The following is a 13014-nucleotide window of genomic DNA, read 5'->3' as shown; positions in this document are numbered from 1 at the left end:
CTGAAAACGTTTGCTTTGTTCACTAAATCGATTTATCTCAAAGATAAAGGGGGAGCTTGTGATGGAAATCGCCATTGTTGTTGCTGCTATTATCGTGTTATTATTGCTCATTACTATGGCGAAAATGCATCCGTTTGTCGCACTCATTTTAGTGTCCGTCGGCGTCGGGCTGGCGATGGGCATGCCGCTTATCGCGCCGTCTCCGGAAACGCCGGGCATTATTGACTCGATCAAGGCGGGGCTTGGCAACACGCTCGGCTTTTTGGCGATCGTCTTGGCGCTCGGGACGATGCTCGGCAAAATGATGGCCGAATCAGGCGGCGCCGAGCGCATTGCGAAAACGTTGATCGACCGCTTTGGCCAAAAACGCGTCCATTGGGCGATGATGGTCGTCGCCTTTTTAGTCGGCATTCCGGTCTTTTTCCAAGTCGGATTCGTCTTGCTTATTCCGCTTGTCTTTACGATTGCGATGGAAACGGGCATTTCATTGGTCACGATCGGCATTCCGCTTGTCGCTGGCTTATCGGTCGTTCACGGCCTTGTCCCGCCGCACCCGGCGGCGATGGCGGCAGTCGGCATTTTTAAGGCGGATGTCGGAAAAACGATTCTTTACTCGATCATCGTCGGCTTGCCGACCGCCATTATTGCCGGTCCGCTGTATGGCAAATGGATCGGTTCGCGCCTGCACAAAACAGTGCCGGCGGAGATTGCCGAACAGCTTGTGCAGCATAAAGAAGCACGTGAGCTTCCTGGCTTTGGCAATACGCTGTTCACGATTTTGCTTCCGGTCATTTTGATGTTGGTTGCTTCCATCGCCAATGTCACGCTTGATCAAAAGTCGGAAGCAGCGAAAGTGCTGCGTTTTATCGGCGACCCCATTGTCGCGCTCTTGATCGCGACGGTTTATTCGTTCTTCAGCCTTGGCTACGCCCGCGGCTTCAACCGCGATGCCGTGCTGAAATTCGCCAACGACTGCCTCGGTCCGGTCGCGAACATCTTGCTTGTCATCGGGGCGGGCGGCGCATTCAACAAAGTGCTGCTTGATTCCGGCATCGGCGAACAAATCGCGGAAGTGGCGAAACACTCGCACTTGTCTCCGCTCCTGTTAGGCTGGGGCATTGCGGCGCTCATCCGCGTAGCGACCGGGTCAGCGACTGTGTCAATGATGACCGCTGCCGGCATCGTCGCGCCGATTGCCGCCACCATGCCGGGAACGAATATGGAACTGCTTGTCTTGGCGACCGGCGCGGGTTCGTTGATCTTGTCGCACGTCAATGACTCCGGCTTCTGGATGATCAAGGAGTATTTCGGCATGACGGTGAAAGAAACGCTCATGACATGGACAGTCATGGAAACGATTATTTCGGTGGTGGCGTTTGTCTTCATTTTGTTGTTGAATATGGTTCTCTAGCCTTTTCCAGGCAAGACGCTCGTTTTTAGAAGAACGGGCGTCTTATTTTTATATGTTCTTTTGTTATATCTTATATTATAATTATGTAATAAAAAATGACATAAGGAGTGACGCCTGTTGATTTTTGCGAGACGTGCGGAACGAAAAATAAAGCGCGAACTGGATCAGCCTCGACGTGAGGAAACGCAGGGAGGACCGCAACAAATTGCAAGGCAAATTGTTGTGGCGGTTGATCAGCTCAAAGCAGCGATGGAACAGATGAAGATGGCGGCACTTTCGCTGAATGACATTTCCGATTCAAGCCGGAATAGTGCGGCAGAGCTGATGGACCATAGCGAGAAAACGGTGGAGTATACGGAAAAAGTGGCGAACAAAATGCGAACAATCGAGGAGGCGGCTAGGGAAATCGCTGCATCTTCGCGTGATATGTATGCGAGCAGCCGGCAGTTTTCTGAACAATGGCTGCATTCATGGAATTCATTAGAAACGTTGCAAAAGGAAATTCGAGCATTGCGCTCCCATCATGAAACGTTGTTGAAACAAATGGACCATCTCGTTCATCATTCGCGACGCATCAATGAAATTATATCGGCGATCGGCGATATTTCGCAGAAAACGAAAATTTTGTCGCTCAATGCCAATATTGAAGCAGCCCGTGCGGGAGAACACGGGCGCGGGTTTGCGGTCGTCGCGCGCGAGATCGGCATGTTGGCGAATCAAACGTCGGAAGCTGTCCAGCAAACACAGGATATTTTGTCCCTTATTCAACGCGAAATCGCAGCGACAACCGATATCGTTCGCGAAGAAACAAAGCAAATCGATGTCGAAGAGAAAGAAATGGAAGCGATTATGTCGTTCCTTCATTTGCTGCAGCGACAGCTGAATGATATGACGGACCTCGTCTCCTCTTCTGTCCGGTCAGCGTCTGGGCAGTCGGACAGCGTGAAAGAAATCGCCGTTCTCCTAGAAGAAATCGTGCAATTGAGCCGGGAAAATCAACGGTTTGTCGAGCGAGTGACGGCGGATATGAACGAACAGCATGAAAGCGTCGAACAGATTTTGCGCATTAATGAAGCGCTGCAAAAGACAGCGGAGGAGCTGCAACAAACGGTCGGACGTGATTGGATGAGAGAAACGATTTCTGTCGATGATGCGGTCGTGAAAAACACGATTCAGAAACTATCGGCTTTGCTTCAGTCAGCTCCGTTGGAACAAATGGATGAGGCCATGCATCAACGCGTGCTGGATCGATTTTTATCTGAGAATGGAGAGATTGAGGCTGTCTGGTCGAATCGTCTTGATGGGGCGTTTGTCTATTCGAATCCGCCGGCGGGCTTGGTCAACGCCAAAGTCCGGTCGTGGTTTCAGGAAGCTTGTAGAGGAACAGTGTATGTTTCCGATCCGTATGTATCGGCATTGACGAAACATCTTTGCGTCACGGTGTCCGCTCCCATTAGGGATCATAACGGTCAAATTGTCGGAGTCATCGGAGCGGATTTGGCGCTTTCGAAATGAAAGACGCCCCAAAAAGGCGCATGTGTGCCTTTTTGGGGCATGTTTTGTTTTTCGACCTGGCTGATTGGTCGGAAGATGATTGATAATAAATATAACAAAAATATGTAATAAAATATGACAAATATGTTGAGTCCGTGAAACGTGGGCCTTATACTGCTAATCAAGAACAAATCCTCAACGTGGAGAACATGCATCGCTTTTGAGGAACAAGGGAGGGATGCGCTCTTTTAGATGAACGAGGGGCAGGAATTCATCGATGTTTCAAATGAATAGGGGGAAGGGTGTGCGAATGAAACCAGCATTCATGTGGAAATTATGGCTGCTTTTATGCGTCAGTGTTTTTGCTCTTGGGGGATGTGCGGCGTCATCAGCAGTGGATCAAGCCAAAAACGAGAATCAAAATGATTCATCTTCGGCTGGAAAAGAAGGGGATGTGGTCAAAGTAGGAATCCTGCACTCGTTAAGCGGAACGATGGCCATCAGTGAAGTGTCGCTGCGCGATGCCGAGTTAATGGCGATCGAGGAAATCAATGCATCGGGCGGGCTGCTCGGCAAGAAGATTGAACCGGTTGTGGAAGATGGGGCGTCGGACTGGCCGACGTTTGCCGAAAAGGCGAAAAAACTGCTGCAAAAAGATCAAGTGGCCGCCATTTTTGGCGGTTGGACATCGGCGAGCCGCAAAGCGATGCTTCCGGTTGTGGAGCAAAACAATGGGCTGCTTTGGTATCCGGTGCAATATGAAGGGATGGAGTCGTCTCCGAACATCTTTTACACCGGGGCGACGACGAATCAACAAATCGTTCCGGCGGTCAGCTGGCTCTTGAAAAACCGCGGCAAGACGTTTTTCTTGCTTGGATCGGATTACGTCTTTCCGCGGACAGCGAACAAAATCATCAAGGCCCAGTTGAAGGCCGAAGGTGGGCAAGTGGTCGGGGAAGAATATACGCCGCTCGGCCATACCGATTATAGCACCATTATCAGCAAAATCAAACAAGTGAAACCGGCTGTCGTCTTCAATACGCTCAACGGCGATAGCAATGTCGCCTTTTTCAAACAGTTGAAAGACGCTGGCATCACACCGAAAGATGTGACGGTGATGTCCGTCAGTATCGCGGAAGAAGAAATCCGCGGGATCGGGCCGGATGTGTTGGCTGGTCATTTGGCTGTGTGGAACTATTTCCAGACGACCGATACACCGGAGAATAAGGCATTTGTACAAAAGTATAAAGAAAAGTACGGGCAAGACCGCGTGACTGATGACCCGATTGAAGCGGCGTATACGGCCGTTCATTTATGGGCCGAAGCGGTGAAAAAAGCCGGTTCCTTTGATGTGGATCAAGTGAAAAAAGCGGCGGCCGGCCTTGAATACAAGGCGCCGGAAGGAACGGTGAAAATTGACGGGGAAACGCAGCATTTATGGAAAACGGTGCGCATTGGCGAAATCCAAGCGGACGGACAATTCAAAGAGTTATGGAATTCCGGCCAGCCGGTGAAGCCAGATCCGTATTTAAAGAGCTACCCATGGGCGAAAGGATTAAGTGAATAGTTGCATGGGGAGGAAGGCATGTCCTTCCTTCTCGCCCAGCGGACATGAAAGGGGGACGGCGATGCTTATTGACCAATTATTCAACGGGCTGAGCGTCGGTTCGATTTTGCTTTTGATCGCCATTGGGTTGGCGATCACCTTTGGATTGATGGGCGTCATCAATATGGCGCACGGTGAACTGATGATGGTCGGAGCGTACACAACCTACGTCATTCAACAAATCTTTGCCCATCATGCGCCGCAATCAGCGGGGATGTACTTTGTCATTGCCATTCCGTCGTCGTTTCTCATCGCTGCCTTGTTTGGGTGGGGGTTGGAAAAAAGCTTGATCCGCCATTTGTACCACCGCCCGCTGGACAGTTTGTTGGCGACATGGGGGATCAGTTTGATTTTGCAACAGACGGCCCGCCTCATCTTTGGGGCGCCCAACGTGGCGGTTGTGCCGCCAAGCTGGCTGGATGGTGGAATCCGCTTGTTTGGGGCGGTGTTTCCGTATAAACGGTTGTTTATTCTCTGTCTTGTATTGGCGATCGTGTTCTTTCTTTATATGTATTTAACGAGAACAAGAGCTGGCCGACGCATTCAGGCTGTCACCATGAACCGGCCGATGGCGGCCTGTCTCGGCATTGCCACGCAGAAAGTTGATGCATACTCGTTTGCGATCGGTTCAGGATTGGCGGGGGTGGCGGGATGTGCGTTGACCTTGCTTGGGCCGATTGGGCCGACGATCGGCACGTACTATATTGTTGATGCATTTATGGTCGTCATTTTAGGAGGAGTGGGAAAACTGGCTGGGACGCTGCTAGGAGCGTTTGGCCTCGGCTTAATCTCCACCTTTGTCGAATATTCCACAAGCGCCACCATCGCCAAAGTCATTGTGTTCGTTCTCATTATTGCGTTCTTGCAATGGAAACCGTCCGGTCTTCTTAGCTTGAGAACGCGGTCGCTCGATTGAGGGGAGGAAGCATCGTGAACAAACGTTGGGGATACTGGCTGTTTTTCGTTGCTTTGTTTTTGGCGCCATTTTATTTAACGGAGTTTCGCCTGTCTTTGCTTGGCAAATTTCTTTGCTTTGCCATCGTGGCGGTCGGCATTTCTCTCATTTGGGGATATACCGGCATTTTGAGCCTCGGCCATGGGGTGTATTTTGGATTGGGTGCTTATTGCATGGCGATGTATTTGAAGCTCGAAGCTTCGCGAGGGCATTTGCCTGATTTTATGGAATGGAGCGGCGTGCGCGAACTGCCGTGGTTTTGGAAGCCGTTTGCGCATCCTATGGTGGCCATCGCCGCCGCGATCGCTCTTCCTACGTTGCTCGCTGCGCTATTAAGCTATTTAACGTTTAAAAATCGGATTAAAGGTGTCTATTTTTCTCTCCTTTCCCAGGCGGTTGTTGTCGTGTTTGTTACGTTGTTTATCGGCAAGCAAGAATGGACAGGAGGAACGAACGGCTTGACCAATTTTTCGACCGTGTTCGGCTTTTCGTTGTCATCGCCGCTCACGCAAATTGTTTTGTATTGGCTGACAACGGCCTGTCTCGCTCTTATTTTCGTCGCGGCGCGCCGCTTGACGTCCGGACGGTTGGGGAAGGTGCTTATCGCGATTCGCGACGCGGAAAACCGGGTTCGTTTTTTAGGATTCAATCCGACCGTCTATAAAGTGTTTGTGTATAGTTTGTCAGCCGCCTTTGCCGGGGTGGCTGGGGCGTTGTTTGTCCTGCAAGTCGGGCTCATTTCCCCGGAGATGATGGGGATTATTCCTTCGATTGAAATGGTGTTATGGGCTGCTGTCGGCGGACGCCACTCGCTCATGGGCGCGATTATGGGCGCGATCGTCATGAACACGGCGAAAAGCTTTTTAAGCGAAAATTATCCAGATCTATGGCTGCTTTTGTTAGGCGCCTTGTTTGTCGTTGTTGTGCTGTTTGTTCCGAAGGGATTGGCGGGCATTTATGAATCGCTCGCTGCCGTTCGCATCAAAGCAAAAAGGGGGCATGAACGTGAAGCCCGTGTTGATGTGTCGTGACGTCGTCGTTGACTTCGATGGATTTCGTGCTTTGCAAGGTGTTGATCTCGCGGTTTACCCTCATGAAGTGCGGTTTTTGATCGGCCCGAACGGAGCGGGAAAAACGACGCTGCTCGATGTCATTTGCGGGCGGACGAGAGCGACGGACGGGCGGGTGCTGTTTTTCTCCCATGACATCACGCAACGGCCGGAATACGAGATCGTGCAAATAGGGATCGCCCGGAAGTTTCAAAGCCCTTCCATTTTTCCGTTTTTGACGGTATGGGAAAATATGGAGTTAGCCATGCGACAAGATCGGCGTCTGCGTTCCGTTTTGCGGGCGAAGTTGACTGGAGAAGAGAAAGAAATGATGGCAGCACAGCTAGAGAAAATTGGATTGCTCGATGAACGTCATCGCTTAGCGGGCTCACTGTCTCATGGCCAAAAGCAGTGGTTGGAAATCGGCATGCAGCTCATTCAGCGTCCGCAGCTCCTCCTATTGGATGAGCCGATCGCCGGCATGAGTGCGGCGGAGCGGGAGCGCACGGGGGAATGGCTCCATGAAATGGCCGAACATTGTGCGGTCATTATTGTCGAGCATGATATGGACTTTGTCCGCCGCTATTCCAAACAAGTGACAGTCATGCATGAAGGAAAAGTATTGTGCGAAGGATCGATGGATGAAGTGCAGCAAAACGAACAAGTGATCGATGTGTACCTTGGAAGGGGGAAAAACGCGTGCTGCGCCTCCGGGATGTAACGGCTGGCTATGACGGAAGTGTGGTGCTCGATCATGTTGACATGGATGTTCCTCTTGGTCGGGTGACGGCGGTGTTGGGCAGAAACGGGGTCGGAAAAACGACGTTGATGAAAACGATCATCGGGTTGATTCGCCCGATGTCAGGCGTCATCGAATGGGAGGGGGAAGATATCACGCGATGGCCGCCGGAGCGGCGGGCGCGAGCGGGGATCGGCTATGTGCCGCAAGGGAGGGAAATTTTTTCGGCGTTGACGGTGGAGGAAAATATTCTTCTCGGGCTGGAAGCGCAGGCCGAAAAAGTCCGTCCTCAGCCGATCCTTGAGGAAATGTATGCATTATTTCCAGTCTTAAAAGAGATGCGCCAGCGAAAGGGAGGGGATTTAAGCGGCGGACAGCAGCAACAGCTGGCCATTGCCCGCGCGTTGGCCGGCCGGCCGAAACTGCTCTTGCTTGATGAACCGATGGAAGGCATTCAGCCCTCGATCGTTGCGTTGATTCATGATGCGATTATGAAAATTGCCAAAGAAAAGCAGGTTGGCATCATATTGGTCGAACATAACGTGGAGCTGGCGTTTTCTTGTGCCGATCGTTTCTATATTTTGGATCGCGGCGCTGTCGTGGCGAAAGGGGATGTCGATGGGGCTGATTTGAATTATATTCAATCATTTCTTGCTGTTTAAGCAGCAGACAGCGGTGTTAGCGAATGAGAGATTTTTTGAACCTGCGAGTATAGGCGGGAGCATTCAATGAGGGGGAAGAGATGAGTGAAACTGACTCCGCGCGAACAGGAAAAGCTGTTGATCGTCGTGGCCGCCGATTTGGCGCGCCGCCGGAAAGAACGAGGATTGAAACTGAATTATCCGGAAGCGGTGGCGCTCATTACGTATGAGCTGTTGGAAGGCGCCCGCGACGGGCGGACGGTGGCGGAGTTGATGCAATACGGCGCGACGATTTTGACACGCGATGATGTGATGGAAGGCGTCGCTGACATGATCGACGAGATTCAAGTCGAGGCGACGTTTCCGGACGGCACGAAACTCGTCACTGTCCACCAGCCGATCCGGTCGTAATAGCGCCGGCCGATTCCGATAAAGGTGGATTAAAGGAGTGGTCCTATGATTCCAGGAGAATACCGATTGCGCGACGAACCGATTGTGTGCAACCGGCAAAAGCCGGTTACGAAGCTGACGGTCATAAACCGCGGCGACCGCCCGGTGCAAGTCGGTTCCCATTTTCACTTTTTTGAAGTCAATTCGTTTCTCGAATTTGACCGACAGGCCGCATACGGAAAACATTTGAACATCCCAGCCGGGACAGCGGTCCGTTTTGAACCCGGGGATGCGAAGCAAGTGGAGCTTGTCCCGTTCTCCGGCAAGCGCCGGGTGTACGGATTAAACAATATGGTCAACGGTCCGCTTGATGACAACGGGAAGGAGGGAGCAAGAGAATGAGTTTTTCCATGTCAAGACGGCAATACGCGGATATGTTTGGACCGACGACCGGGGACTGCATCCGGTTGGCGGACACAGACTTATGGATTGAAATTGAGCATGACTATACCGTTTACGGCGATGAAGTGAAATTCGGCGGCGGGAAGGTGATTCGCGACGGGATGGGGCAGCATCCGCTCGCTGTCCGCGACGAAGCGGTCGATTTAGTGTTGACGAACGCCGTCATCGTTGATTACACCGGCATTTACAAAGCCGATATCGGGGTCAAAGATGGAAACATCGCCGCCATCGGCAAGGCGGGGAATCCGCTGTTAATGGACGGCGTCAATATTGTCATCGGCGCCTCAACGGAAGTGATCGCGGCCGAAGGGAAAATCGTGACCGCTGGAGGAGTGGATGCCCATATCCATTTCATTTGCCCGCAGCAAATCGAAACCGCCCTGTCATCCGGCATTACGACGATGATTGGCGGCGGGACCGGGCCGGCGACCGGAACGAATGCCACGACGTGCACGCCGGGAGAGTGGAATATTTACCGGATGCTTGAAGCCGCCGAAGCGTTCCCAATGAATCTTGGGTTTTTAGGAAAAGGCAACGCGTCGGCGAAAGAGCCGATCGCGGAGCAAGTGCGCGCCGGAGCGGTGGGACTCAAGCTTCATGAAGACTGGGGAACGACGGCGGCAGCGATTGATGCGTGCTTGCGAGTGGCGGATGAGTACGACGTGCAAGTCGCCATTCATACCGATACGTTGAATGAAGGCGGGTTTGTCGAGCATACACTGAAGGCCATTAACGGACGCGTCATTCATACATACCATACGGAAGGAGCCGGAGGGGGGCATGCGCCCGATATTATGAAAGTCGCCAGCTTCCCGAACATTTTGCCTTCTTCCACGAACCCGACGCGGCCGTATACGAAAAACACGCTCGATGAGCATTTAGATATGTTAATGGTGTGCCATCATTTAGATCCGTCCGTTCCAGAAGACATTGCCTTTGCCGATTCGCGCATCCGCAAAGAAACGATCGCGGCAGAAGACATTTTGCACGACATCGGCGCCTTCAGCATGATCAGTTCCGACTCGCAAGCGATGGGACGGGTCGGTGAAGTCATTTTACGCACGTGGCAAACGGCCGACAAAATGAAAAAACAGTTTGGCCGCTTGCCGGAGGAAACGGGGCGAGGCGATAATGTCCGCGTCAAACGGTACGTAGCCAAATATACGATCAACCCGGCTATCACTCATGGCATCGCGGAGTATGTCGGGTCAGTCGAAGTCGGAAAATTCGCAGATTTGGTCGTTTGGCATCCCGCTTTTTTCGGGGTCAAGCCTGAGCTCGTCATCAAAGGCGGGATGATCGCCTACAGCGTGATGGGCGACCCGAACGCTAGCATTCCGACGCCGCAGCCCGCTCTGTACCGCCCGATGTTCGCCAACTATGGCGCCGCCGTCGCGAAAACGTCCATTACGTTTTTGTCCAAAGCGGCGTTCGAACGCGGCGTCCCTGACAAACTGCGATTGCACAAAATCGTCAAACCGGTTGGAAACATTCGTTCGTTAACGAAACACGATATGGTGTTCAACAACGCCATGCCTCAAATCGATGTCGATCCGCAAACGTATGAAGTGAAGGTCGATGGGCGGCTCATCACGTGCGAACCGGCTGAAGTTGTGGCCATGGCGCAACGATATTTTCTGTTTTGAGGTGATGATGATGATTGTAGAAACGGTTATCGGCAACATTCGAGCTCTTTCTTCTCTCCCCCCGCACATCGAACGGGTGTACATGCCAAGCGATGATTTAGTAAAACGAATTCAGCGGGTGGTGACCGACCATGGGAGGGAGATTGGCATTCGCTTGAAAGAAGCGAAAGAATTGGTAGACGGAGATGTGTTATGGATGGATGAGCATAATGCCATTGTCGTATCCGTTCTTCCCGATGATTTGCTTGTCATCCAGCCTGTTTCCATGAAACAAATGGGGGAGATTGCTCATCAGCTCGGCAACCGCCACTTGCCCGCCCAATTCGAGGAAGGGGAAATGCTCGTCCAATACGACTATTTAGTCGAAGAGCTGCTCCAGCAACTCGGCATCCCGTACAAGAGGGAAAAACGGAAAGTAAAACAAGCGTTCCGCCATATCGGGCATCGCCATGACTGACCAACAGCTGCTGTGGCTGCTGCAGCTCTCCGATTCCAATTTTCCATCAGGAGCGTTTTCCCATTCCTTTGGGTTTGAAACTTATATGTACCATGAACAAATTCGTGATGCCAAAACGTTTGGCGACGCGCTCGTCGTGTATATCCAAACCCAGCTGACGTATACGGAGGGATTGGCGTGCCGGATCGCCTATGAGCAGTTGGAAGTCGACCGTATGGAAGGACTGCGGCGGCTGAACGACACGCTGTTTGCTCTCTGCTTGGCGAAGGAAACGCGAGAAGGAACGAGAATGATTGGGGGGCGCTTATGGAAACTGTGCCGCGACATTTACGGAGTCGATGAATTGGATGAGATCGTGCAAACGACGCGGTCCATTCATCCGGCCATTGTGTTTGCGGCGGTTGGCCGCAAAATCGGAGCAGCCAAACAAACGACGGTGCTGACGTATTTGTTTGCTTCCGTACAAACGATGGTGCAAAACGCGGTTCGCGGCATTCCCCTCGGCCAGACGGACGGGCAAAAGCTGCTCGTCATGGCGCAGCCATATTTGATTCATGCCGCGAGCATCATCGAGACACTCGACGAAGAGGAGCTCGGGGCGGCAGCCGTCGGCTTGGAAATCGCGCAAATGCAGCATGAACGTCTTCCTGTTCGATTGTTTATGTCGTAAATCTTGTTTGACGTGGAACGAAAGAAGGACAGAGAAGGGAGAATCCAGAATGGAACCGGTACGAATCGGCATCGGCGGCCCGGTCGGCGCCGGCAAAACGATGCTTGTCGAGAAGCTGACGCGGGCGATGCATCGCCGCTTTAGCATCGCGGTCATTACGAACGATATTTATACAAAAGAAGACGCTCAGTTTTTAATCAAACATAGCGTCTTGCCGGAAGATCGGATTATCGGCGTCGAAACGGGCGGGTGCCCGCATACGGCCATTCGCGAAGACGCATCAATGAATTTTGCGGCCATTGATGAACTGAAACGGCGCCATCCAGATGTGGAACTCATTTTGATCGAGAGCGGCGGCGATAACTTGGCGGCGACCTTCAGCCCGGAGTTGGTCGATTTCTCCATTTATGTCATCGACGTCGCCCAAGGGGAGAAAATTCCGCGCAAAGGCGGACAGGGGATGATTAAGTCGGATTTGCTCGTGATCAACAAAATCGATCTTGCCCCTTACGTCGGCGCCAGTCTGGAAGTGATGGAACGGGACGCCAAAGCAGCGCGAGGGGCGAAGCCGGTCATTTTTACGAATTTAAAAGAAGAGATTGGTCTTTTTGACGTTGTGGATTGGATCGAAAAACAGGTGCTGCTGGCAGGGCTGGAAGAATGAGCTGGACGGGGCGTTTGCGATGTACAGCGGTCGTGAAAAACGGCCGCACCGTCATTTTGGACAACTATAGTGAAGGGGCGCTGAAACTGATGCGTCCTGTTTACCTCGACCCGGCTCATCCGACGTTATATCTTGTCCACGTGGGCGGCGGGTATGTCGATGGGGATTCATATGATATGGAAATCTTCCTCGAGCCCAGCGCCCGGTTGATGGTGACGACCCAGTCGGCGGCGAAAATCTACAAAACTCCTTCAACGCCTGTAAGGCAGTATACACGATTGTCACTTGGGGAGCAAAGCGTACTTGAATATTTCCCCGACCCGACGATCGCCTATGAGCATGCGCGCTTTTATCAAGAAACGACGGTGTACATCACGCCAAGCTCCACGTTTGTTTATGGCGAAATCATCACGCCTGGATGGTCGGAAAGCGGCGAGCTGTTCCGCTATGATTGGATTCGCTCGAAACTGAAGGTGTATCAAGACGAGGCGCTCGTTCTGTTTGATCATCTGTACTTGGACTCGCGGCAGCACTTAACGAGCATGCTGCAGCTCGGCGGCTATACGCATGTCGGATCATTCGTGGCTCTTTCTCCGTTCATCACAAAGGAAGTGTTAGAACAGTTCAACCAATTCATGGAAGAGATGCCGAAAGAGGTTCGCTGCGGTTTTTCAGCGGCAGCCGTTCCAGGCTTTTCTGTACGTATATTGGCGTATGAAACATCGGCCATCGAAGCGATATTCCAACGCGTCCAACAGTTTATTCGCCAACAATGCGGTGAGAAAGCGCCAGTCTGTTGGAGGAAATATTGACAAGGGAAAGGAAGAAGA

Annotated in this window: 14 protein-coding genes; all 14 read left to right on the top strand. The window is 52.1% G+C overall.

What is annotated here, in order from left to right; translation table 11 throughout:
* The first annotated feature begins 61 nt into the window (after nt 1–61).
* The 14 genes from GHH_RS09850 to GHH_RS09785 all read left to right on the top strand — a co-directional run bounded on the left by GHH_RS09850 (nt 62) and on the right by GHH_RS09785 (nt 12996).
* Nucleotides 62–1411: a GntP family permease gene (locus tag GHH_RS09850; RefSeq protein ID WP_015375026.1), complete on the top strand. Its 1350-nt coding sequence runs from the start codon at nt 62–64 to the stop codon at nt 1409–1411.
* A gap of 117 nt (nt 1412–1528) precedes the next feature.
* Nucleotides 1529–2926 carry a methyl-accepting chemotaxis protein gene (locus GHH_RS09845; protein ID WP_015375025.1) on the top strand — a complete coding sequence of 466 codons (1398 nt, stop codon included), beginning with the start codon at nt 1529–1531 and terminating at the stop codon, nt 2924–2926.
* A 289-nt stretch (nt 2927–3215) separates the two neighbouring features.
* Entirely contained in the window at nt 3216–4472 is a 1257-nt protein-coding gene (gene urtA / locus GHH_RS09840) for an urea ABC transporter substrate-binding protein (RefSeq protein ID WP_033005789.1), read from the top strand.
* A gap of 61 nt (nt 4473–4533) precedes the next feature.
* Nucleotides 4534–5427, top strand: a complete 894-nt coding sequence (urtB, locus tag GHH_RS09835; RefSeq protein WP_015375023.1) for an urea ABC transporter permease subunit UrtB — start codon at nt 4534–4536, stop codon at nt 5425–5427.
* 11 nt (nt 5428–5438) lie between these two features.
* A complete protein-coding gene (urtC, locus tag GHH_RS09830; protein WP_041470712.1) occupies nt 5439–6497 on the top strand; it encodes an urea ABC transporter permease subunit UrtC in 1059 nt (352 codons plus the stop codon).
* The gene (gene urtD, locus GHH_RS09825; protein ID WP_015375021.1) at nt 6472–7236 is read left to right on the top strand and encodes an urea ABC transporter ATP-binding protein UrtD; all 765 of its coding nucleotides are present in this window, start codon (nt 6472–6474) and stop codon (nt 7234–7236) included. The genes urtC and urtD overlap by 26 nt, the downstream gene beginning before the upstream one ends.
* Nucleotides 7215–7916: an urea ABC transporter ATP-binding subunit UrtE gene (gene urtE, locus GHH_RS09820; protein ID WP_015375020.1), complete on the top strand. Its 702-nt coding sequence runs from the start codon at nt 7215–7217 to the stop codon at nt 7914–7916. The genes urtD and urtE overlap by 22 nt, the downstream gene beginning before the upstream one ends.
* Before the next feature lie 84 nt (nt 7917–8000).
* On the top strand, nt 8001–8306 hold the full coding sequence (locus GHH_RS09815) for an urease subunit gamma (protein ID WP_011231418.1): 306 nt from the start codon (nt 8001–8003) through the stop codon (nt 8304–8306).
* Between the two features lie 45 nt (nt 8307–8351).
* Nucleotides 8352–8687 carry an urease subunit beta gene (locus tag GHH_RS09810; protein WP_015375019.1) on the top strand — a complete coding sequence of 112 codons (336 nt, stop codon included), beginning with the start codon at nt 8352–8354 and terminating at the stop codon, nt 8685–8687.
* The gene (ureC, locus tag GHH_RS09805) at nt 8684–10393 is read left to right on the top strand and encodes an urease subunit alpha (RefSeq protein WP_015375018.1); all 1710 of its coding nucleotides are present in this window, start codon (nt 8684–8686) and stop codon (nt 10391–10393) included. The genes GHH_RS09810 and ureC overlap by 4 nt, the downstream gene beginning before the upstream one ends.
* A gap of 10 nt (nt 10394–10403) precedes the next feature.
* Nucleotides 10404–10850 carry an urease accessory protein UreE gene (ureE, locus tag GHH_RS09800; RefSeq protein WP_020960052.1) on the top strand — a complete coding sequence of 149 codons (447 nt, stop codon included), beginning with the start codon at nt 10404–10406 and terminating at the stop codon, nt 10848–10850.
* On the top strand, nt 10843–11520 hold the full coding sequence (locus GHH_RS09795) for an urease accessory protein UreF (RefSeq protein WP_015375016.1): 678 nt from the start codon (nt 10843–10845) through the stop codon (nt 11518–11520). The genes ureE and GHH_RS09795 overlap by 8 nt, the downstream gene beginning before the upstream one ends.
* A 49-nt stretch (nt 11521–11569) precedes the next feature.
* On the top strand, nt 11570–12184 hold the full coding sequence (gene ureG, locus GHH_RS09790; protein ID WP_011231413.1) for an urease accessory protein UreG: 615 nt from the start codon (nt 11570–11572) through the stop codon (nt 12182–12184).
* Nucleotides 12181–12996, top strand: a complete 816-nt coding sequence (locus GHH_RS09785; RefSeq protein WP_015375015.1) for an urease accessory protein UreD — start codon at nt 12181–12183, stop codon at nt 12994–12996. The genes ureG and GHH_RS09785 overlap by 4 nt, the downstream gene beginning before the upstream one ends.
* Nucleotides 12997–13014: the final 18 nt, after the last annotated feature.

The organism is Geobacillus sp. GHH01, assembly GCF_000336445.1.
GTDB lineage: Bacteria > Bacillota > Bacilli > Bacillales > Anoxybacillaceae > Geobacillus > Geobacillus zalihae.
Note: the sequence above shows the minus strand (reverse complement) of the source record. Positions and strands in the feature narration are given on the sequence as shown.